The following is a 22757-nucleotide window of genomic DNA, read 5'->3' as shown; positions in this document are numbered from 1 at the left end:
TTCCCGTTCTTAGTTAACAATCGATCACTTTATCCTATCATAAATCGTTGGTTGAAGTCACATGCCAAATGATGCTCTCTCGCCTTGAAATAAGGAAAAACACGGCGTGTTCCTAAGAACAACCGTGTTTTTCTTGCATTTCATCCCTTTTAGGCACGAAGCGCGTTATCTAAATCCTCGATCAGATCCTCTATGTCCTCAAGGCCCACCGAGTAACGGACCAAGCCGTCCGTAATGCCGCGGGCATGGCGAACCTCTTTTGGCATCGCCGCATGCGACATCATCGCCGGATAAGACAGAATGCTCTCTACCGCGCCCAAGCTTACCGCTACAAGCGGTATTTGAACCTTATTAAGCATGGCTTTTGCGCGTTCTCCGCTTCCAACGTCGAAGGAAACGACAGCTCCATAACCAAGCGATTGCTTCTCGTGAATGGCCCGGCCGGGATGGTTAGGCAGTCCAGGGTAATAAACGGCCGTCACTTCCTTATGCTCCGAGAGCCATTCCGCCAATCTGCGCGCGCTGCGCTCGCTGTGCTCCATCCGGGTCTGCAGCGTCTTCATACCGCGCATCAGCAGCCAAGACTCCTGTGCGCTAAGTACGGTGCCCATGCCGTTTTGAAGCTGCTTCAGGCGCTTGCCCAGTGCTTCGTCGGCGGTTACGGCAAGGCCGGCAAGTACATCGCTGTGCCCGCTTAGAAATTTCGTCGCGCTGTGCAGCACAATATCGACGCCAAGCTCGATCGGGCGTTGATGGTAAGGAGTCATAAACGTATTGTCAAGCATGGTAAGCAGCCCGTGCTCCTTCGCCCATGCCGCGGTCTCGGCAATATCCGTGATTTTGAGCGTCGGATTCGAAGGCGTCTCCATAAAGACCGCTTTCGTATTTGGCTTAAGCGCCGCTTTAACCGCTTCAAAATCGGTCATGTCCACAAAAGTGGATTCAATGCCGAGTCGGTCCAAAATCGATGTAAGCAAGCGGTACGTTCCGCCGTATACATCCTCCGTCACGATAACATGCTCCCCTTGGGACAGCAGCAGGAACGTCGTCGAGATCGCGGCCATGCCCGAGGCAAATGCGAAGCCGCGTGCTCCGCCCTCAAGCAGTGCGATATAATCCTCGAGCGCTTGACGGGTTGGATTGCCGGAACGGCTGTAATCATATTGCGGCGGCTCGAAAATATCATGGTGATGGAACGTAGACGCTTGAAAAATCGGTACGCTTGAAGCGCCCGTCTGTTCATCGATCTCAGCGCCAAAATGAAGCAGCTTGGTCGCAAAACGCCGATCCTGAGGTTTCTTATTGTTTGTCTCGTTGCTCATCGGTTATTGAACCTCCTCGATCTCGCGTTTTGCGGCTTCCAGCGCCTGCGCAAGATCAGCGATTAAATCATCCGCATGCTCAATACCGACAGAGAAACGAAGCAGGCGGTCATCCACGCCAATGGCTTGACGGATCTCAAGCGGAATATCCGCATGCGTTTGAACGGCCGGGTAAGTCATTAACGATTCTACGCCGCCAAGGCTCTCCGCAAAAGCAATGAGCTTGATGTGGCGGAGAATCGGCTCGATATAACGGGCATCCTTGAGACGGAATGAGAAAATCCCCGTATTGCCCGATGATTGCTTGTTCTGAATTTCATGGCCGGGATGATGCGGCAGAGCAGGATAATAAACATCTTCGACAGCCGGGTGCTCAAGCAAATAGTTCGAAATGGTTGTCGCATTGTACTGATGGCGCTCCATGCGAAGCGCCAGCGTCTTCATCCCTCTCATAAGCAGCCAGGAATCCTGAGGTCCAAGCACCGCGCCGATCGAGTTGTGAAGGAATGCCATTTCGTCGGATAGCTCTTTGCCCTTCGTTACGATGAGACCAGCCAGCACATCATTATGGCCGCCCAAATATTTGGTGGCACTGTGAATGATTATGTCAGCGCCAAGCTCGATAGGACGCTGGAAGAACGGCGTAAGCAGCGTATTGTCGACAATCGTAAGCAAACCCTTCGACTTCGCCCATGCCGCTACGCGTTTAATATCCGTTATCATCATGAGCGGGTTCGTCGGCGTTTCAATCAGCACCGCTTTCGTGTTTGGTGTCCACAGCGTCGCCATCGCATCGATATCGTTCGTATCCACATAAGACGCAGTCACGCCGAATCTAGACATAATCCGCTCAAGCAGGCGATATGTACCGCCGTACAAATCAAGCGATACGATCAAATGGTCGCCTTGGCTGAACAATGCAAAAATCGTTTGCAAAGCGGCCATGCCGGAGCTGCAGGCAAAAGCCGCATCGCCAGACTCTAATTGCGCGGCCGCTTCCTCAAGCACTGCTCGAGTCGGGCTTTTTGTCCGCGCATAATCGAATCCCGTGCTTTGTCCAAGCTTAGGGTGACGAAATGCTGTTGCTTGATATACGGGAAAGCTTATTGCGCCGGTGACAGGCTCTTTAACCGATCCAATTTGAGCTAAATGGCTTTCAATCTTCATTGTAAATTAGCACTCCTTTTTTATTATTAAATGCCCCCACCCAAATCAAACGGTGTTTGCTGGTATACATAATAGTTAAGCCAGTTTGAAAATAACAGGTTTGCATGAGCGCGCCAGGTTGACCGCGGCAAATTTGCGGGATTATCTCCCGGGAAATAGTTTTTCGGCACGTCTATGCGAAGCCCTTTGGCCTGGTCACGGTCGTATTCAAACTTGAGCGAAGTCGGATCGTATTCGGAATGGCCCGTAACGAATATTTGTTTGCCGTCCTTCGAAGCAACAATATATACGCCGGAATCCGGTGATTCCGATAAAATGTCCAGTGAATCGATCGAATCGATATCCTCTCTTCGAACCTCCGTATGGCGCGACTGCGGCACAAAAAACATTTCATCGAAGCCGCGAAGCAAATTTACGTTGCGTTTCTCGACGGTATGCGGATAGACGCCGAACATTTTGCTGTCCAAGTTATATTTCGGCACGTTGAAATGGTGGTAAAGCCCCGCCTGTGCCGCCCAACAGATGTGGAAGGTGGAAGTTACGCGTCTTGCGCTCCAATCCATGATCTCCTTTAATTCCTCCCAGTAGTTCACGTCCTCGAAAGGCATATGCTCTACCGGTGCTCCCGTAATGATGAGCCCGTCGTAATATTCATGGGAAATCTCATCGAACGTTTTGTAAAAGGATTCCAAATGCTCGGCCGAAGTGTTTTTTGACGTATGCGTCTTCGGATGCAGCAGTACGACCTCAACCTGAAGCGGCGTATTGCCGATGAGTCTCAGCAGCTGCGTTTCGGTCGTCTCTTTCGTCGGCATTAAGTTAAGGATGGCGATCCGGAGCGGCCTGATATCTTGATGATAGGCGATGCTTTCATCCATAACAAAGATGTTCTCGTTGTTCAAAATTTCTTTTGCCGGTAAATTGTCTGGTACTTTAATAGGCATGGTTTTCACTCCTTATTAGGCAGTATGACCGCTTGAACATGAAAAAGACCCTTTCTGCTGTGAGAAAAGGTCGTATGCTCAGTAAATAAGCCATCCGCCTCTCTCATCTCTCAGAAACATAAATGTCTCCGCAAGAATTAGCACCGTGCGTTTTTCACGCCGGTTGCCGGGCTTCATCGGGCTAGTCCCTCCGCCTGCTCTTGATAAGAAAGTAGTCTATTCAATTTTCCGCGGTTACATTTCACTTTCAACTTTAATGCATTCTGTTAATCGCGTCAAGAAGCTCCTTTGCATATCCTGAAGATATCCCTTGAAATCCGTTGTTTTTGTGCTTGAATGTAAAGCAGATGCGGGAGTATACTAGACAAGAATTATTTCATTTATTCCATTAATAAAGGGGTGCAAACGGACATGGAAGGCGACAGACCGAAGCCTGAAAACGATCGAATACGGTTACTGCCGGCCAAGTCCAATTCAGCCGGCAGTTTCCTCTAACGAAAGAAAGGAGTAACTCCGGATGAAAATACGTCTCGTAAGCAATGGCATTTTTACGACTATAGATGATATTAACGAAACTTTAGTTCCCTCCAAAGAGGGTTTTTACTGGATTGACGCTGACGTGGAGGATCTCGCCGTTCTCCAGCCGCTGTTCAGCATGCATGACCTGGCTGTCGAGGACTGCCTCAGCGAAGAGGAGCAGCGTCCGAAAATCGAAATTTATGAAAGCCATTATTTCATCGTGATTAACAGCATTCGTTTCGATGACGAAGAAATTTTTCTAAGGGCGCTCAATATTTTTCTTGGCCGCCACTTTATTATAACCGTCACGAAACAGAAGATTAATGAGCTCCGTTCGTTAAAGCCGGTGCTGTGGGAGCAAGAGGTAAGCCGTCCCGATTATTTCTTATACCATCTCGTCGACATTGTCGTCGATAACTATTTTCTCGTCGGCGACCGGATCGATAACCGGATCGAGGCGCTCGAAGAAGATATTTTGATGCATACCAAAAAATCGCATTTGAACGAAATCATCGGTTTGCGCGGTGAGATCTTGTGGCTGAAAAAGGTTCTTGGACCGCAGCGCGACGTTATTGCTACCCTTAATAAAAAGGACCTAAAGCTAATCGACGATCAGCTGCAAAAATATTTTAGCGATATTTATGAGAATGCGCTCAAAATTGCCGAATCCTTCGATACGTACCGCGATCTCATGGGCAACTTACGCGAAGCCTACCAGTCCAGCGTATCGAACCGCGCGAATGAAATCATGCGCGTGTTTACCGCGATTACGACGATATTCATGCCGCTCACCTTTATTACGGGAATATACGGAATGAACTTTGATTTCATACCGGGTCTTCATCTCCGCCTCGGTTCCTACATTTTGCTGGGCATTATGCTGCTGCTCGGAATTAGCATGTTCTTCATTTTCCGCAAGAAGGAATGGCTGTAACGAGCCGAAAATGGATAGGTTCAGAAGGACTGCAAGCGCTACGGCCATCATGCCTGAAGCGCCGCGGTCCTTTTTTGCCGATGGTACTTCTATCCTTTATAATAAGAAAATACATATTTGAACATTTTGTTCCTTTGAAAGGGGGATTGACGTGAACATTAGTCAGCTTGAAACACTCCTAACGATATCCAAAACGATGAGCTTCCGGAAAGCCGGCGAGCTGCTGAATTTAACCCAGCCTGCCGTATCGGCGCAAATCAAAAGCCTTGAGGATGAGTTCAAAACGGTCCTCATCGACCGTAATCAGCCAGTCACTTTAACGGATCATGGACAAGTATTTCTAGATCATGCCGAACAAATCCTTACGATTGTGGAAGAGCTTAAGCACAAGCTGTCCGATTTGAATTTAACGCCGCAGGGCCATATTCTTCTTGGAACGACTTCATCCATCGCCATCCAAATTTTGCCGCGCGTGCTATCCTATTTTCAAAATCAATTTCCGCTAATCAAAACAACAATACATTCCATGCCATCATCTCAGGTTATGACCAGCGTCGAGAACGGCTCCGTCGATATCGGAATTACATACCTTACCGAAAAAAATCCGAACGTAACCTCCTCCGTTCTTTATTACGATACATTCGAGCTCGTCGTATCACCATCTCATCCCATGAGCAAACTTGTGCATACGACCTTTGATACGCTCAAGGACATTCCGATGATCATGTTGGCTCCGGATACGCTTGGCCGCAAATTCATTGATCAAATATTCCGCAAATACGGCATACAACCGAATATTCTCATGGAGGTCTCGAGCAGCGAGGAAGTAAAGCGCATGGTAGAGATCAATTTGGGCGCGGCAGTCGTTTCAAAACTTTCCATTGCGAACGAGGTGCGGCTGGGTACTCTAAAGATGATTAAAGTAAACGAGCTGGATATGAGCCATCCCGTCGGTGTCGTCTATAAATCCGGACGCTACATCAATACCGCAATGCAGCAATTTCTTAGCGACTTAAAGGGCATGCCCGAGCATCAATTTATTAGCAGCGAATAAACAGCATCCCATTCCAGAAACCCGACAAGGAGAGAATACAAATGAAATTCGATTTACATACCCATCATGTGAGATGCGGCCACGCGAACGGAACAATCGAAGATTATATCCTTGCAGGCCTCGAAGCCGGGCTTCAGGTTATCGGCATCTCTGACCATTCCCCCTATTTCTACCATAAAGAGGATCAACCTTCGCCGGGCATCGCAATGGCAAGGAGCGATTTCGCAAACTACGTGCAAGAGGTGCTTCGTTTAAAGGAGAAATACGCAGGCAAGATCGAGGTTTTGCTCGGCATGGAATCCGACTTCTTCCCCCAGTACATCGAGAGCTATAAAAAAGCTTACGAAGGCGTACCCTTCGACTATTTAATCGGGTCGGTGCATCAAGTAGGCGAGGTGAGCATTTTTAACCGGAATCGCTGGAAAAATTTAAATGAAGAGCAGCATATCGAAGTGAAGCGGAGCTATTATGATCTGATTAAACAATCCGCGCGCAGCGGCATGTTCGATATTTTGGGTCACATTGACGCGATGAAAGGTTATTACCCCGCATTCTCCGACATTCCGGCGCAAGTTGAAATCGACGATACGCTGCAGACCATCGCGGAATGCGGAGTTTCCATCGAGATCAACACATCCGGCAGCACAAAGTATGTAGGAGGCTGGTACCCGTCCGATGCGATCCTGGAGCGTGCGCTCCATTTTGGCGTGAACGTGACCTTCGGATCGGATGCCCATCTGCCAAGCAGAGTAGGCGATGAATGGGAGCTCGTGGAGCAACGACTGAAGGAAATCGGCTTTAAGCATTGGGTTTATTTCCGCAAGCGCCAGCAGGTCATCGTACCGATATAAGCAGGCATGAGGACAAAAAAAATGGACCTGCACGCTGCAGGTCCCAAGTAATATATTAAAAAAGGGGGTCTTGTTTATTATAATAGCCCATTAATGTAATGAGACGATAACAGAACTATTTCAATTGTGTAACAAATTTGAGGGGTTGAACATCCATGTGGCTCATTACCGCCATCAGCAGCGCTATTTTATTTGGACTAGCAGGCTGGTGGATGAAGGTCTCGCAAATGCGCGGCGGCTCAACCAAAACGCTTCTGCTTGGACTATACGCATCCGGAACGCTCGGCTTTGGCGTTCATGCCGCGCTTGAAGGAACACTCGATCGGCTTTCCGAACCTCACATATGGATTGCGGGTTTGATTATAGGCGCCGGCTCCGCTTGGGGAAATGCCTTGTTTATGAAAGCCTTGTATTTTGGGCCGGCAAGCTTGACCTCCCCGCTGACGAACATGAACATCATCTTGGTCGTCGCGATGGCCACTTGGTGGTACCAAGAACCGTTAAGCGCTTCCGAGGCCGTTGGCATTTCACTGCTTCTGCTCGCGGTCATCTTCATTGCCCATAAACGGAAGGAACCGCTTACCATAACGGAAAAAAGGTGGTTCCTGCTCGTAGGTACCGCGATCATCATGTTCGCTCTCCGAAACGGCGGTCTCAAGGTGACCGAGGAGCTGGGATTCCCCAGTGCGCCGATTTTGTTAATTGCTTATGCCGTTTCGCTATGCTGGTTTTTAGTTCCGTCCAACGCTCCCGTATCCCGAAATGCAGAACGAACCGGACTTTGGTTAGGCATCGTTGCCGGTCTATTCTCATACGGCGGATTGCAGCTTTATGCGATGGCGCTTGCCACGGGCCAGGCGAATCTGGCAGCGCCTATCTTTGCAACGAACAGCCTCGTAGTTGCGGCCGGAGCCATTCTATATTACAAAGAAAAGCTTACGTTTGTGCAGTGGACAGCCTTTGCCTGCACCATCCTCGGTTTAATCATAATCCGATTATAAGGAATGGCGTATGCCTTCCCTTGTATCCTAACTTTTATATAGTAAATATATATTTTTGAAATAACACCTATTCCCACTCAAATGAACTTACTTTTAGTTTGTTCATATGCTACAATAGTATTACAAAAAGCGGGGTGATACGGTTGGATTATTCGACAATGTGCCCAAAGTATGAAGCCGCAGCCGACATATTAGGTAAGAAGTGGACTGGCAGAATTATTCGGGTTTTGCTCGGAGGACCTAAGCGGTTCAAAGAGATCAAAGAACAGATTCCCGAGATGAGCGACAAAATGCTAACGGACCGGATGAAAGAACTGGAAACGATAACGATTATTAAACGTCAGGTATATCCTGAAATGCCCGTACGCATTGAGTACGAGCTAACCGGCAAAGGCCGCGAGCTGGAGCCAGTCATTGAGTCCATTCAAAAATGGGGAGAACAATGGATGTAAATTAAGAAACCGCTGAGGCGGTTTTTTTTATTTTCACCTCGTGGAACCGAACGCGAATTTCACTCCTTTATCGGCACGGCTGGTAAGACTTCTTTACTCACTTCCTGTCCCTGACGCAATTGACAAAGGATTACTGATCCACTATCATTGATAATAATAATCAATATCATGTTCGTAAAAAAAGAAACCCTCGAAAAATCGAGGGTTTCCACAACTGGCTCTTCCTACATGCCGAGCCATTTCTTGAATAGATGTTTTGTCGTATCCTTGTTGATTGCAGCAATCGAAGTCGTGAGCGGAATGCCCTTCGGACATGCGCGAACACAGTTTTGCGAGTTGCCGCAGCCTTCGATACCGCCGTCAGTCATAAGCGCATCCAGACGTTCTTCTTTGTTCATCTCACCTGTTGGATGAGCGTTAAACAAACGAACCTGTGAAATGGCTGCAGGACCGACAAAGCTGTTCCGGTCGTTTACGTTAGGGCAAGCTTCGAGGCAAACGCCGCAAGTCATGCATTTGGATAGCTCGTAGGCCCATTGACGCTTCGTTTCAGCCATCCGAGGACCAGGACCCAAATCGTACGTACCGTCAATCGGAATCCATGCCTTAACGCGTTTTAGAGCGCCAAACATACGTTCACGGTTAATGACAAGGTCACGGACAACCGGGAATGTGCTCATCGGTTCAAGGCGAATCGGCTGCTCCAGCTTATCAACCAGCGCGCTGCATGCTTGACGCGGCTTACCGTTGATGACCATTGAGCAGGCGCCGCATACTTCTTCCAAGCAATTGGAGTCCCAGCATACAGGTGCCGTGCTTGCGCCGTCAGCTTTCTTCGGATTACGCTGAATTTCCATCAAACCGCTGATTACGTTCATATTCGCGCGGTAAGGAATTTCGAACTCTTCCGTATAAGGCTTTGAATCAGGAGTGTCTTGGCGCGTGATGATAAACTTAACCGATTTTGTAGCAACAGTCGTTTCAGCCATCATTATTCTCCTTTCTTCTTGTCGCTCGAGTAATCACGTTTACGTGGCTTGATTAAGCTCACATCGATGTCCTCGTACGAAATTTGCGGACCTTCCTTCGTCCATTTCGCAATCGTCGATTTCATGAATTGATCGTCGTCGCGCTCCGGGAAATCCGGCTTGTAATGTGCTCCGCGGCTCTCGTTGCGCAGCAATCCGCCAAGCGTCATGGCTTCAGACAGCTCAAGCATGTTCCAAAGCTGACGGGTGAATGCCACGCCCGCGTTGTTCCACTGCGCCGTATCATTAATGTTGATTTTCGAATAACGCTGCTTCAGCTCTTTGATCTTGTGGATCGTTTGCTCCAGCTTATCGTTAAAGCGTACAACGGTCATGTTGTTCGTCATCCATTCGCCAAGCTCTTTGTGAATGACATAAGCATTCTCGTTGCCGTTCATGTTGATGATGCTGTTGTATTTATCCGTTTGGCGCTTATTCTCGCGATCAAATACGGAGGAAGCAACATCTTCAGCTGATTTTTTCAAGCCTTTGATATATTCCACGGCCTTTGGTCCAGCTACCATACCGCCGTAAATAGCCGATAGGAGCGAGTTTGCGCCGAGACGGTTTGCGCCGTGATATTGATACTCGCACTCGCCGGCAGCGAACAAGCCTTGAATGTTCGTCATTTGGTTGTAATCGACCCACATGCCGCCCATTGAATAATGGACCGCAGGGAAGATTTTCATTGGAATTTTGCGCGGGTCATCGCCCATGAACTTCTCATAAATTTCAATGATGCCGCCGAGCTTCACATCGAGCTCCTTCGGATCTTTATGGGACAGATCAAGGTAAACCATGTTTTCCTGATTGATGCCGAGCTTCTGATCGACACACACGCTGAAAATTTCACGCGTTGCAATATCACGCGGCACCAGGTTTCCGTAAGCCGGATATTTTTCCTCAAGGAAGTACCAAGGCTTGCCGTCTTTGTAAGTCCAGATCCGTCCGCCTTCACCGCGCGCCGATTCGGACATCAAGCGCAGCTTGTCGTCTCCCGGAATCGCAGTCGGGTGAATTTGAATGAATTCGCCGTTCGCGTAGTTAACGCCTTGCTGATACACCGCGCTGGCAGCCGTACCTGTATTGATAACCGAGTTTGTTGTTTTGCCGAAAATAATGCCGGGACCGCCTGATGCAAGAATAACCGCATCCGCACGAACCGTGTGCACTTCCATCGAGCGCAGATCCTGCGCCGAAACCCCGCGGCAAATGCCGTCGTCGTCAACGACTGCGCCAAGGAATTCCCAGTGCTCGTATTTGTTGACCAAACCCGCTGCTTCCCAGCGGCGAACTTGCTCGTCCAGCGCATATAGAAGCTGCTGTCCTGTCGTCGCGCCCGCGAAAGCTGTACGGGAATGCTTCGTGCCGCCGAAACGGCGGAAGTCGAGCAAACCTTCGGCAGTACGGCTGAACATAACGCCCATACGGTCCATTAGGTGGATAATGCCTGGTGCCGCGTCGCACATTGCTTTAACAGGCGGCTGATTTGCGAGGAAATCCCCGCCGTAAACGGTATCGTCGAAATGCTCCCACGGAGAATCGCCTTCCCCTTTTGTATTAACAGCGCCGTTAATGCCGCCCTGTGCGCATACTGAGTGGGAACGTTTGACCGGTACCAGTGAAAACAGATCAACGTGTACGCCGGCTTCTGCCGCTTTGATGGTAGCCATCAAGCCGGCAAGACCGCCGCCAACGATGATAATTTTATTTTTAGCCATAACGCTTCGCTCCTTGTCTACAAACTAACCGATATTCGTAAATGCCAATGCCGCACTTGCAGCTTCTTTAAATTCGTCGCCGGTAAATGCGATAAGCGAAAGAATAAACAAAGCGGACACAATAACAAAAACGCCCATGCAAATGTAAGAAGAAATACGCTGTGCCTTCGGGCCGATCGTAATGCCCCAGCTGATCAGAAACGCCCAGAGTCCGTTGCTGAAGTGGAATACGGCTGCAAGCACGCCGATAACATAAAGCACGAAATACGCGGGGCTGCTCGCAATTTGATTCATCGTCGAGCCCAGCTCTTCATGCGTGATGTTGCCGAGATAGACTTGGATCCGAGTCTGGAATACATGCCAGAAGACGAATACAAAGGTAATTACCCCTGTAACCCTCTGTGCAGTAAACGCCCAGTTGCGTCCATATTTGAAGCGTCCCGTATTCGTGTTCGATTGGTAAGCGACGTATAAGCCGTAAATACCGTGAAACAATAGCGGGAGGTAAATGCCGAAAATCTCGAGCAGCGGCAGCACTGGCAAGCTGTTGATCAAATGTACGCCTTTGTCGAAGCCTTCAGGTCCGCGTTCAAACGCCTGGTAGTTGGTCAGACCATGCACGACGATAAAACCGCCGAGCGGAATGATCCCGAGAAGCGAGTGAAGCTTGCGCGAGAAATACGAGTTTCCTTTCATGTCATTCCTTCTCCTTTCAAAACTGTGAGTGCTAGCATGCTTTTTTTAAAATATAAGAATGTATCGGATATTCCTTTATACATTGCTTATATTTCAGCGCAAATGAAGCGCTGTGCCGCCGAGGGCTGGCATCAGCTTGTTACGCTTGGCAAATCATTCTACATTGTAACCCCAGCATGTACCTCCGTCAACAAAAGTCGACACATATTAGCCACACTTCCCATCCTACTCCTTTTCATCTTATAATGGAATTGCTTATTTTTTATAATTTCTTATAACAAAATGACATAAGGAGCTTCTTTCATGAATGAAGAGATGCATGTCTTCACCGTTATCGTCGAGCAGTCCAGCATGAATAAGGCTTCGGTATTGCTCAATTTGTCCCAGCCGGCGCTCTCCCGCAAAATAGCCAAGCTCGAGCAGGAGCTCGGTTCGCCGTTGTTTCGCCGGATCGGCAAACGGCTCGAGCTCACGCGGATTGGGCAGCTCACCTATGAATATGCCCTTGAGCTGCGCCAGCTTCATCGCAAATATTTGCAAACCTTATCGGAATTCACATCCACGGGACATACCACGCTGACGATAGGAGCAAGCCTAACGACTTTGCAAACGACGCTGCCTGATTTGATCCAAAGGCTGACGTCGGCTCATCCCGAAATCGATATTAAAGCGGTAACTGGCAAAACCCATGAAATTGTATCGCTTGTTCGCGACCATAAAGCGGATATTGGGATCGTAGCCTCCAGCATCGAGGATTCTACGCTCCGCTGCATTCCTTTATTCGAGGATCATTTATCGCTGGTGCTGCCGCGCAATCAGGTCATTACCGACAAAGGCGCATTAGGCATCCAAGATTTGACCGGCATGCCGATGATCTTGTTCTCCAAAGGCACGTGGTACCGGCTGCTTACCGATGAGCTCTTCGACAAGTACCATCTTCAGCCGGATGTGCGGATGGAAATCGATTCGTTTGAAGCGATTTTGCGCTTGCTTCATACCTGCAGGGCAGCAACGCTGCTGCCGCAATCCTATATGCGCAATCAGCTGCTTGAAGACAACGATCTCGCCGTCATTCCCATTCGCGAGCTCGAGGATACGAAGCGGACAACCTCGCTCATTCATGCCGATTCCGCCGCGTTAAGCCCTTCCGTTCGGCTTTGGATTAACGAGCTTGCCGCACGCTTCCCTACAAAAAAGGACATCAGCCTCTAAAGAGGCCGATGTCCTTCAGCATTTCCAATATTAAGCTTCCGAATCCATTCCGAGCTTTTTCGCCAGAAACGCGGTCGTGCTCGCTTGAAGCAGTACCGTCACAAGGATTGCCATTAAGGTAATTGAAGCGATTTTATCCGCATACTGTATGCCGGCGCTCGTGATCATGCCCGATAAAACAGCTGGGATAACGCCGGTCTCTCTCACCCACATCATAAATACCAGCTCATTTTTTTGCCAGGCTGCCTTCCGGTCAGGCAAGCTGCATACCAGAACCGTAATCGGGCGCGCGATAAGCATAAGCACCAATACGACCGCGATGCTTTGCCAGCCGTATTCGAGCAGCAAAGCAATATCCACTTGGCTGCCGAGAAGCACAAATATGAGCATTCGCAGCATCACCGTCACATTGTCGGAAAAATGGATGATTTCCGTTTCTTTTTCATCCAGTTGCAGCTTCAGCAGCCGAGGATTTCCCCATATCAGTCCCGCTACAAAGGTAGCCATAAACCCGCTCACATGCAATAAATCTCCAAACAAATACGCGGCTAAAGCCGTTGCCAGCATGGCGATGGTTGTGTAGTCCCGCAGGATGCCCAGCTTCAGATGAGCCACAACGAACACGGAAACAGCGCCAATCAATAAGCCTAAGGCAATGCCCCCGAAAGCCGTATAAGAGAATTCGTAAAGCAAAGGACCGGCCTCTAACGCCGATTTCCCTATAATCGCGGCGATTAAAGCAAATGTAATAATAGAACCGGTCGCATCATTAAAGGCCGACTCGCTTTCTACGGTTTCCCGTACCTTCTTCCTAATGGAAACCTGCCGGAACACCGGAATAATGGAAGCCGGATCCGTCGAGGCAATAACTGAAGCTGCTAGAAGCGCATACAGCCATTCCAAGCCGAAAATAAAATGGATAGCCGTGCCTACGACAGCAACGGTTATAAGCACGCCGGGAACGCTCAGTAACGCGACCGTCCATTTCACTTTACTTAAACCTGTTAGACTGATATTGCGCCCTCCATCGAATAATATGACGGTTGAGCCTACGATGAGTACGAGCTGGTTAATCAAGGAAGAGCTCGATTCATTTATCCAGTGCAAGCCTTGACCCAGCAGCATTCCTACTATAATAAATGCAGCCACATCGGGAATACGAAGCTGGAGCGCTGCGCGGCCTGCCAGCATACCGGCAATTACAATGAGTATAAGCAATATAAGCAAATGATGAATGACGGGTGTTGCTGCGGTTTCCAAATGCCTCTCACTTCCGTTCCTTAGGCTCCTTAACGTATGACCGTGGCTTCAAAATCTTCGATTTGCTCATTTGTACCAATAATAACCATAACATCCCGCAAAGCGAGTACGTCTGTTGCCGTAGGAGCAATAATAATGCCGTTTGGTTTATTGATGGCTACGATACTGCAGCCGAATCTGGCGCGCGGATTTAAATCATGCAGTGATTTACCATCCAGGCATTGAGGTACCGCAAGCTCCGCGATCGTATATTCCTTGGAAAGTTCGATATAATCAAGCAGGTTTGGCGAAACGAGCTGATGCGCGACCCTGATTCCCATATCTCTCTCCGGATAGACGACGCGGTCCACACCTATTTTCTCAAGCACGCGGCCATGAAGCTCGCTCATCGCTTTCGCTACAACCTGCTTCACGCCTAGGTCCTTAAGCAGAATTGTCGTCAAAATACTGGATTGAATGTCATCGCCAATGGCGACGACTCCGCAGTCAAAGTTCCGTACGCCGAGCGAACGAAGCGTTTCCTCATCCGTGCAATCTGCCGTTACGGCATAAGTAAGCACGCCGCTCATGTCCTGAACGGCCTCCTCGTCTTTGTCAATGCCGAGCACCTCGTGACCGAGCTCAACGAGCTCTTGTCCAAGGCTCGAGCCAAATCGACCTAATCCAATAATGACAAACTGCTTCTTTTTTATTCCCACTTGCGTATGTCTCCTATCCAATCGTAATTTTGCCTTCAGGATGCCGGTATAATTCTTTTTCCGTACGGGGCCCTAACGCATAAGCAAGCGTCAATGGACCAAGCCGGCCGGCAAACATCGTAAATGCAATGACTATTTTCCCCACATTGCTGAGCTCTGGCGTAACGCCAACGGATAAGCCTACCGTACCGAAAGCTGAGGTCGCTTCGAACAACAGCTTTAAAAAGGCCTGATCCTCGGTCATCGATAAGACCATCGTTACAATAATGACGAGCCCCAGTGATATTAAAGTAATGGTGAGCGCTTTGAATATCCTGTCTTTGCCGAGCCGGTACCGAAAGAAGACGATATCCTCGCGTCCGCGAATCATCGCGATTACGGCACCAACCAAAGTCGTAAAGGTGGTGGTCTTGATACCGCCGCCCGTTGAACCGGGGGACGCACCGATGAACATCAATATAATCGTAAAAAATACGGTAGCTTGACGAAGTGCCGTATAGTCGAGCGTATTGGCTCCGGCAGTCCTTGGCGTGACGGACTGAAAAAACGAGGACCAAATTTTACCACTCCAGTCTAATGAACCAAGCGTCTTCGTATTCGAAAATTCAAAAACAAAAATAACGATTGTACCTACGGCAATTAACGTTCCCGTCATGGAAAGGACGACCTTGCTGTGCAGCGATAGTTTTTGGTTTTTGCGGAATTCCATTAGATCAGACATCACGACGAAGCCCAGGCCTCCCGTTATGATAAGAAGCATAGCCGTAATATTGACGATGGGATCTTCTACATAAAGCGTAAGGCTGCGGTATCCTCCGAAAATATCAAACCCGGCGTTATTGAATAAGGACACGGCATGGAAAGAGCCGAAAAATAACGCCTTTCCTATAGGCATATCGAATGCAAACCTAAAAGAAAACAAGATAAAGCCGATAAGTTCGATAGCTAATGAATACCCGATCACCCGCCTGATCAGCCTTACGATCCCTTCCATGCTTGATTGATTCATCGCCTCCTGCAGCAATAACCGCTCGCGCAACGAAATTTTCTTGCGCAGCACGAGAGCGACAAGCGTTGCCATTGTCATAAAGCCGAGACCGCCCAGTTGAAACAGGCACATTAATATAACCTGGCCCGCGACCGAAAAATAAGTCCCCGTATCTACCACAACCAGCCCCGTTACGCAGGTGGCCGAAGTAGCCGTAAACAATGCGTCCAAAAAAGGGAGCCTTTCTCCGCTCGCCGAGGCAAACGGCATGGATAATAACAATGCGCCCAGCACGATAATAAGCGCAAACCCGCTGACCAATATCCGCGGCGGGGACCATTTCAACACATTCCAATCCAGCTTCATTATTCAACCTTCTTCTGCGTTAAGTCATAACCATGCATTATCTATATATAAGCATAAAAAAAAGCACTGAAACTCAAGTGCTCTGTGCGATGAGTCCTGTTCCAGGTTGCCTACGAGGTTAGCTGACGGATTCGGGCCTGGACAGGCAGCCCTATTCGGCGGCGGAAGTCGATGCTTCACCGCTAAAATTCACCCCATGCCGCCAAATGAGAATCGATTCTCTTGAATCTGATTCTGCGATGACAGCTTTATGGTTCCCCCGTTTTCCATAGGAAATTCGGCTTTGCTATGCGATTTGTATGACGTTAACGATTATAATCCCAAAGCAGTCACGATATAAAGGGGATGTTTGGGACAAACCAGACGATTTAAGGCCAAATAAGGGCATCGCGATGAAGCAGCAAGCATCAGGCTTGCCGGATATCGTTATTTCGCATTTTTTTGAAAGCAGACATGCTTTTTCATTGGATAATTCAGGGATTTATATGTTAAGGTAATGGAATAAGTTATTCATTAAAAGGACAGTTGAGGTGAACCCATGATTGATTCAATCAAGCCAAACGAATGGAAACGTTTTCTGTGGGCAGCGATTGCTTGCTTCCTCATTTACGTTGCGGTTGAAGTAGGCCCCATGATCGCATCCATCGTTACAGGCGAATTAAACACAAAAGTTATTGCAAAATCAGACGCCGAGGACCGCGCTGCTTCTTTCGCCGAGAAACACACAGGCCTAGAGGTGAAATCGGCCAAAGCGGTGCATCAAACCGATAAATTGATAAACGGCTACTTAAACAAACATAAACTGGTCAACACGTATAGCGATAAATACGATCCGAGCTTCCCTACGGATACGTTCCAAGTCGATTTGAAATTTACGGACGGTGGAAGCGGCTTCGTTTACGTACATATGCAAAGCGAAAAAATCGTCGCCTGGAACTTTCTTATTGACGGACCAGGGCTGTCTGACACCGATATGAATAAGGAAGTCGCCGCTTTTCTAAACACGCAAAGCTTCGGCGGCGCCGCATTTAAGGAGACCAGCATCAATGAAAAAGGTGAGTGGCACGGCGAAGCGCCTGCCGGTTACGTGATCGAAGAAGCTGCGCTCAATATCGATATCTATGCGCAGAACATAGATGGCAAAAACATGATCACCAAATACAAGCCGGCCTTCGCTGCCCCCGCAGACTATATCAAATATGTGAAGAAACAAGATAAATGGGCGGAGTTCCTTACCGGCTTCGGCTATATGTTCATGAGCTTTGTTCTCTTCGTTCTAGCCATAATTTACGCCGTGCTGTATCGAAAATTCACATCATTTAAATACGGCATTATTTTGACCGTCGTTTATTTTATCACTTACATTATTATGAATTTAAACGTTCTGGACGGCATTCGGGCTACGTTAGGCGAAAACGAGCTTGCCGGGCAGGCTGTTCTGTTTACCGCCATTTTCACGGTGCTGCTCACCATCCCGATGGCCGGGTCCATCTACATCTCGATCGTGGCCGGCGATGGCCTCTGGAAAGCCCAGGGCCGTGCCTTATGGCCGCGATTCGGGCAGAAGGGGTATGGGGATTATGTATGGCGGAGCGTCGGGCTCGCTTATTTATTCGCCGTTATTTTGTTTGCCATTCAATCGGTGATCTTCATTGCGCTCCGATTGACGATCGGTACTTGGGATACGTCTGATGTTACCCAATCGCCTTACAATATGGGCATTCTATGGCTAATGCCCGTACTCGCTTGGGCTGCAGCGATTTCGGAGGAAGCCGTTTTCCGCTTCTTCGGCATCGGATTATTCCGCAGATGGTTCAAAAACACATTTGCCGCAGCACTGTTTCCGACCTTGTTCTGGGCGCTTGGGCATGTGATGTACCCATTCTACCCGTCCTCGACGAGATTGATCGAGCTGATGATAATCGGCCTTCTATTCAGCTTTATTTTCGTCAGATACGGGTTCATTACGGCAATGTTCACCCATGCGATCTTTAACAGCGTAGCGGTTGGCATGTCCTTGCTTACGATCGGAACGGCGCCCAATATCATCTCGGCTATCTTTTTCTCGGTGCTTCCCGTGATCATTGCGTTTGTTCTCAAATATTTTAGCCGCAAAAAAGAAAAGAAGCCGTCATTTACGACGACTCCTCCCCTAGAGCAGCTATAATTTGCGAAGCTAATTTATCTCCAATAGACAGAGGCCGAAAGTCTTCGACTGAGGCCTCTTTTATTTTTTTGATGGAACCAAAATGCTTCAGAAGCAGCTTACGGCGCTTCTCGCCAATGCCCGGGATCGAATCCAGCTTCGATTCAACCATGGATTTAGCCCGCTGCTCGCGGTGAAACGTAATCGCAAAGCGATGCACCTCGTCTTGAATGCGCTGCAGCAAATAAAATTCCTGGCTGTCGCGCGGCAAAGGAACAATCTCCGCCGGATCGCCGGTCATGAGCTGCGCCGTCTTATGCTTCGCATCCTTCACGAGTCCGCACACGGGGATGAATAATCCAAGCTCATTCTCGAGTACGTCCAGCGCCGCCGAGATTTGACCCTTGCCGCCATCGACAACGATTAAGTCCGGAGGGGTGATCTCCTCCTTAAGCACGCGCTCGTAACGGCGGCGTATGACCTCACGCATCGTCTCGTAATCGTCAGGCCCCTTCACGGTCTTGACCTTGTATTTGCGGTATTCCTTGCGGTCTGGCTTGCCATCCGTAAAGACGACCATAGCCGAGACGGGATTCGTTCCTTGAATGTTCGAGTTATCGAAGGCTTCGATGCGTCGAACTTCCTCAAGGCCGAGCCAGCCGGCTAACGACTCCGACGCTTTGACGCTGCGCTCCTCGTCCCGCTCGATGAGACGGAATTTCTCGTCCAACATGACCTTCGCGTTGTCCGTCGCCATCGTTACGACCTCGCTCTTGCGTCCTCGCTGCGGCATTAGGACTTTAACCTTCAACCAGCTGTGCAGGGAAGCAATAACATCGTCCGCATGCGAGGATGCCTCCTCTGCGGCCGCTGAACCCTCTGCTGCTGCCGCTTGCTCATATTCCGGCGGCAAAGGCAGGAGGATCTGTTTAGGCAATGCAGGATTATCGCTGTAGTACTGCGTCACGAACGTCATGAAATCGTCGTAGGCTTCCCCGTAGTACGGAAAAGTCGTCCCATGCCTTTCGATCAGCTTGCCCTGGCGCATATAAAGAATCTGGACGCACATCCAGCCCTTATCCACAGCAAAGCCGAAGATATCGCGGTCAAGCGCATCGGACATCGTAATTTTCTGTTTCTCCATGACGGCGTCGATCGCAACCAGCTGATCCCGAAGCTCCTTAGCCCGCTCGAATTCAAGCTTCTCGGCCGCTTCCTCCATCTTGCGCTGCAGCTCTATTTTCACAACATCCTGACCGCCGTTTAGAAAACGCGAAATTTCTTGAATCATGCGGTCATACTCCGATTGCTCCACATCAAATTCACAAGGCGCGATACATTGCCCGAGATGGTAATACAAGCACACCTTATCCGGCAGCGTCTTGCACTTTCGCAAAGGATAGAGACGGTCAAGCAGCTTCTTCGTCTGCTGAGCCGCGTAGGCGTTAGGATAAGGGCCGAAATACTTGCCTTTGTCTTTGATGATGCGCCTGGTGACCTCAAGCTTCGGATGCTTCTCGTTCGTTATTTTGATGTATGGAAAGGTTTTGTCATCCTTTAACAGGACGTTATATCTTGGATGGTATTGTTTGATAAGATTGCATTCCAGAATAAGAGCTTCCATATTGCTGGAGGTGACAATGAATTCAAAGTCGCGAATTTCAGATACCAGCCGCTGCGTTTTCCCGTTGTGGCTGCCATTGAAATAAGAACGCACGCGATTTTTGAGCACCTTCGCTTTGCCTACGTAAATGATGACGCCTTCGCTGTTTTTCATAAGGTAACAGCCCGATTGATCGGGGAGCAGAGCTAGTTTGTTCCGTATCGTCTCCTTGGCCTCTGCAAGCTCCTGCTCCGCCTGCATCCGGTCCGTATGTTGTTGATCCATGCTCTCGCCTCCGACTGCCTAATGATTCTGTACACATTTTAGCATAATATGACCGTATTTTGTCTTACAATTGTCACCTCTATTGGCTTTACAACTGTTTGGCAGTTTGGGTATACTAATATAAGTTGAATAAACCGATACTACATAGACGACCGCTCAAGGTTGTGATTGAAGCAATCGGTCTTTTTCAAGGAGGACGTAGGCGATGGAAAACGTAAGAGACCCGCGCGAGCATTTTAACGAAGAGCCCCGCGATGACTTGATGGATGTCGTATTCGGCTTTGGCGGAATGCTCGGTTTTATGACCGTCATTTTCGCTGTTGCCGTAATCGTAAAGTTCATCATTTCGTAACAAGCGTAAACGGCTGACGCTGTCCTTGGCGGCAATAGCTCGTTTCGCAGTGAAATATAAGCATCGTATAAGTTTTAAATTTATACTTTCTTATATTTTTAAAAAAAGGAGCAGCATGCTGCTCCTTTTTTTTATTGCCGCTCCTTTTCCCTGTACGTTAGTCACGCAGCCGCATCCTCTTTTGGGGAACGAATCAGATAGGGATATAGCAAAATAAGTCCGAGCATATAAAGAAGAAGCGCAAAAAGAGCCGGCGAAAGATGCCAAAAATCAATATAGCCGATCGACAGATGCACGCTTAAGCCGGCATAGAAGCCCGGCGCCCCGGCAAGGAGCAGCGTCCACCATATCCAGCGTGAGCCCTGCTGAATCCCCCATAACGCCATGATAAGTATAGCTATCGCCGCACAAAGCAGCGCGCCGCCAAACCCCGCTCTGTCATGGGCTATTAACGGAATCAATCTTGCATTCGATTCATCCAGCTCAATAGAAGTCGTATCCAAATAAACGAGATCCGTCCGAACGAAAACCTCTGAAATTCCCACTGCTGATATCGTAATTCCGCCTATCGCAAGCGCAAAACCTAGAGCTACAAAGCAAAGCTGTCCCCATAATGCCCTGCGCCATAGCCTGTCGTTTCGTACGTTGACTGGCAGGCGGTATGCCCGGTCAGGATTGCTCCGCATCGCAAGCAAGAACATCGGCAATAGCACTGCGGCAGCCATCGCGTGCAGAGGGTCAAAGTAGCCGTACCCTACAAAAAGGAAAAAGCTCGCAAAGCCGACAATCCCTGAAGCGAGCAGCGCCGTCCTAGACCAATGCAGGCTGTGCCTTAATCCGTGCCTGGCTAACTGAAAATATAAAATGCCTATCGTAATCATCGTACCCGATAACGTGATCCGATCATGGGACATAAAATGCAGCAAATGATGATTGATATGATGCAGCTCCTCTAATGACATGCCTATGAAGGACAAATCGTAGGGCAGCAGCACCGTGGTTGCGGCTATGATCCAGGATAATAAGCCACCAAGCATCATGCCGGTGCCGAGCAGGCACATCCAGCCCCAATGCCTCCAGAAAGGAGCCGTCTCTTCTATCGGCTGATCCTTAACCTGCTCGAAGATGACGGCTTCGTTTATGCGCTTCGGAAGCCCGGGTCCCGCAAACACGAGGCCGCCATGAAGCATAATGGCGTTAGCCCCCGCTTGAAGCAAATCAAGAGCATCCTGCGGCTCATGTACGCCTCCGCCCGCCTTGATCACCCATCCATGCCCGCATGCCAAGCGCAGAAGCCTGATTTTAGATAAGCAATCGCCCTTTGCGGCTTTGCCTACTATGCATTCGCAGCCTGAACCAGCCTCTAAGCAAACGGATTCGCCAACGACGACCCCGCTCCAAAACCCTTTTTTCGATGATTCGATTAGCGCCAACAGCTGTTCGTTCGGATAATTGGAAGGCACATACAGGAACAACGGTGGATGCTCCCGGGGCTGGCTTTGCAGCAGGCTTGCGAATCTTTCCAGAATAGTGCCGGCATCCTCCCAGCCTCTAGATCCATAATTCACATCAATATAAAATCCGTGAGCGCCTGCAGCGGAAAGCTGATCCATCATGCTTACAAGCTCAAATGCCGCCTGTTCTGGCAATGCAAGCGGCATTGGCGCAATACGCACGAACTGGGGCAATTGATGTCCCGGATTGGCAATACGCCTAGCGAATCGATCAACGCCATCATTCTCATAATAGTCCGGGTATTGCACCCATTCCTTGACCGCATCTTTAACGATAGGTTTGTCGCAGCGGATCGGCTGCGCCGTGACTGGCCCGTGTTCGATAAAACCGATTCCGAATTGCGCAAAGGCTCGGTGAGCAATTCCCTCCGGATCAACGCCCCCGGACAGTCCAATCGGCGTATTTATAGAAACCCCTGCTATTTCACGCTCTAAAAGCGGCGACGGCTCCATATGGCCAAACGTCCGAACCACGAACGACCCGCCGGGTATTTTGCTTAGACCGCCGATGGCATGCAGCGTAAGCGCTCTGCTCAAACGGGCAGGAAGCCTAAATAGCAAAGGACGAAATAAGGTATGATAGCTCCAATCCGGCATGTTCATTCTCCCTGCAAGCTGCTTTTTCTTCCTTCCATTGTAGGAAA

At 49.1% G+C, this 22757-nt stretch carries 19 protein-coding genes and 2 riboswitches; of the genes, 8 read left to right on the top strand and 11 right to left on the bottom strand.

Features of this window, described 5'->3' with window-relative positions; translation table 11 throughout:
* Positions 1 to 149: 149 nt before the first annotated feature.
* Genes MRBLPE1_RS16550 through metA form a run of 3 tightly spaced genes read right to left on the bottom strand, consistent with a single transcriptional unit; the run spans position 150 to position 3433 of the window.
* A complete protein-coding gene (locus MRBLPE1_RS16550; RefSeq protein ID WP_364147095.1) occupies positions 150 to 1322 on the bottom strand; it encodes a trans-sulfuration enzyme family protein in 1173 nt (390 codons plus the stop codon).
* Between the two features lie 3 nt (positions 1323 to 1325).
* A complete protein-coding gene (locus MRBLPE1_RS16545; protein WP_364147092.1) occupies positions 1326 to 2489 on the bottom strand; it encodes a PLP-dependent transferase in 1164 nt (387 codons plus the stop codon).
* 26 nt (positions 2490 to 2515) lie between these two features.
* Positions 2516 to 3433: a homoserine O-acetyltransferase MetA gene (metA, locus tag MRBLPE1_RS16540; RefSeq protein ID WP_364147090.1), complete on the bottom strand. Its 918-nt coding sequence runs from the start codon at positions 3431 to 3433 to the stop codon at positions 2516 to 2518.
* A gap of 100 nt (positions 3434 to 3533) precedes the next feature.
* Positions 3534 to 3643: riboswitch (SAM riboswitch) on the bottom strand.
* Positions 3644 to 3950: 307 nt separating this feature from the next.
* Here metA and corA point away from each other — a divergent pair.
* The 5 genes from corA to MRBLPE1_RS16515 all read left to right on the top strand — a co-directional run bounded on the left by corA (position 3951) and on the right by MRBLPE1_RS16515 (position 8244).
* Positions 3951 to 4886 carry a magnesium/cobalt transporter CorA gene (gene corA / locus MRBLPE1_RS16535; protein ID WP_139996439.1) on the top strand — a complete coding sequence of 312 codons (936 nt, stop codon included), beginning with the start codon at positions 3951 to 3953 and terminating at the stop codon, positions 4884 to 4886.
* Between the two features lie 151 nt (positions 4887 to 5037).
* Positions 5038 to 5940, top strand: a complete 903-nt coding sequence (locus MRBLPE1_RS16530) for a LysR family transcriptional regulator (RefSeq protein ID WP_364147088.1) — start codon at positions 5038 to 5040, stop codon at positions 5938 to 5940.
* A 41-nt stretch (positions 5941 to 5981) separates the two neighbouring features.
* Positions 5982 to 6791 carry a histidinol-phosphatase gene (locus MRBLPE1_RS16525; RefSeq protein ID WP_364147086.1) on the top strand — a complete coding sequence of 270 codons (810 nt, stop codon included), beginning with the start codon at positions 5982 to 5984 and terminating at the stop codon, positions 6789 to 6791.
* A 155-nt stretch (positions 6792 to 6946) separates the two neighbouring features.
* Positions 6947 to 7792, top strand: coding sequence for a DMT family transporter (locus MRBLPE1_RS16520; protein ID WP_364147084.1), 846 nt, complete (start codon positions 6947 to 6949; stop codon positions 7790 to 7792).
* A 143-nt stretch (positions 7793 to 7935) separates the two neighbouring features.
* Positions 7936 to 8244 (top strand): winged helix-turn-helix transcriptional regulator, encoded by a 309-nt coding sequence (locus tag MRBLPE1_RS16515; protein WP_053371996.1) that lies wholly within the window; start codon positions 7936 to 7938, stop codon positions 8242 to 8244.
* A gap of 224 nt (positions 8245 to 8468) precedes the next feature.
* Here the strand turns inward: MRBLPE1_RS16515 and sdhB are convergent, their stop codons facing one another.
* From sdhB to MRBLPE1_RS16500, 3 genes are read right to left on the bottom strand one after another with little or no spacing between them, the layout of a single operon-like run.
* Positions 8469 to 9233: a succinate dehydrogenase iron-sulfur subunit gene (sdhB, locus tag MRBLPE1_RS16510; RefSeq protein ID WP_364147082.1), complete on the bottom strand. Its 765-nt coding sequence runs from the start codon at positions 9231 to 9233 to the stop codon at positions 8469 to 8471.
* Positions 9234 to 9235: 2 nt separating this feature from the next.
* On the bottom strand, positions 9236 to 10993 hold the full coding sequence (sdhA, locus tag MRBLPE1_RS16505) for a succinate dehydrogenase flavoprotein subunit (protein WP_364147079.1): 1758 nt from the start codon (positions 10991 to 10993) through the stop codon (positions 9236 to 9238).
* Between the two features lie 24 nt (positions 10994 to 11017).
* Positions 11018 to 11689 (bottom strand): succinate dehydrogenase cytochrome b558 subunit, encoded by a 672-nt coding sequence (locus MRBLPE1_RS16500; protein ID WP_364147077.1) that lies wholly within the window; start codon positions 11687 to 11689, stop codon positions 11018 to 11020.
* Between the two features lie 303 nt (positions 11690 to 11992).
* Here MRBLPE1_RS16500 and MRBLPE1_RS16495 point away from each other — a divergent pair, with 303 nt between their 5' ends.
* Complete coding sequence (locus tag MRBLPE1_RS16495) at positions 11993 to 12901, top strand: LysR family transcriptional regulator (protein WP_364147076.1); 909 nt, start codon at positions 11993 to 11995, stop codon at positions 12899 to 12901.
* Between the two features lie 30 nt (positions 12902 to 12931).
* Here the strand turns inward: MRBLPE1_RS16495 and MRBLPE1_RS16490 are convergent, their stop codons facing one another.
* Genes MRBLPE1_RS16490 through MRBLPE1_RS16480 form a run of 3 tightly spaced genes read right to left on the bottom strand, consistent with a single transcriptional unit; the run spans position 12932 to position 16213 of the window.
* Positions 12932 to 14161 carry a cation:proton antiporter gene (locus MRBLPE1_RS16490; protein ID WP_364147075.1) on the bottom strand — a complete coding sequence of 410 codons (1230 nt, stop codon included), beginning with the start codon at positions 14159 to 14161 and terminating at the stop codon, positions 12932 to 12934.
* Between the two features lie 29 nt (positions 14162 to 14190).
* The gene (locus MRBLPE1_RS16485; RefSeq protein ID WP_364147358.1) at positions 14191 to 14853 is read right to left on the bottom strand and encodes a potassium channel family protein; all 663 of its coding nucleotides are present in this window, start codon (positions 14851 to 14853) and stop codon (positions 14191 to 14193) included.
* A 19-nt stretch (positions 14854 to 14872) separates the two neighbouring features.
* Positions 14873 to 16213 (bottom strand): TrkH family potassium uptake protein, encoded by a 1341-nt coding sequence (locus MRBLPE1_RS16480; protein ID WP_364147073.1) that lies wholly within the window; start codon positions 16211 to 16213, stop codon positions 14873 to 14875.
* Positions 16214 to 16305: 92 nt separating this feature from the next.
* A riboswitch (cyclic di-AMP (ydaO/yuaA leader) is annotated at positions 16306 to 16506 on the bottom strand.
* A 245-nt stretch (positions 16507 to 16751) separates the two neighbouring features.
* Between MRBLPE1_RS16480 and MRBLPE1_RS16475 the strand changes: the two genes are divergently transcribed.
* On the top strand, positions 16752 to 18380 hold the full coding sequence (locus tag MRBLPE1_RS16475) for a type II CAAX prenyl endopeptidase Rce1 family protein (protein ID WP_364147070.1): 1629 nt from the start codon (positions 16752 to 16754) through the stop codon (positions 18378 to 18380).
* Here the strand turns inward: MRBLPE1_RS16475 and uvrC are convergent.
* Positions 18349 to 20247: an excinuclease ABC subunit UvrC gene (gene uvrC / locus MRBLPE1_RS16470; protein WP_364147068.1), complete on the bottom strand. Its 1899-nt coding sequence runs from the start codon at positions 20245 to 20247 to the stop codon at positions 18349 to 18351. The genes MRBLPE1_RS16475 and uvrC overlap by 32 nt on opposite strands.
* A 205-nt stretch (positions 20248 to 20452) precedes the next feature.
* On the opposite strand from uvrC, the gene MRBLPE1_RS16465 reads away from it, so the two are divergent.
* Positions 20453 to 20599 (top strand): YqzM family protein, encoded by a 147-nt coding sequence (locus MRBLPE1_RS16465; protein ID WP_364147066.1) that lies wholly within the window; start codon positions 20453 to 20455, stop codon positions 20597 to 20599.
* Positions 20600 to 20760: 161 nt separating this feature from the next.
* Here the strand turns inward: MRBLPE1_RS16465 and MRBLPE1_RS16460 are convergent, their stop codons facing one another.
* The gene (locus MRBLPE1_RS16460; protein ID WP_364147063.1) at positions 20761 to 22710 is read right to left on the bottom strand and encodes a hypothetical protein; all 1950 of its coding nucleotides are present in this window, start codon (positions 22708 to 22710) and stop codon (positions 20761 to 20763) included.
* Between the last annotated feature and the right edge of the window lie 47 nt (positions 22711 to 22757).

Source organism: Paenibacillus sp. LPE1-1-1.1 (assembly GCF_040676435.1).
In the GTDB taxonomy this organism is placed as follows: Bacteria; Bacillota; Bacilli; order Paenibacillales; family Paenibacillaceae; genus Pristimantibacillus.
This window is presented reverse-complemented; position numbering and strand designations above follow the sequence as displayed.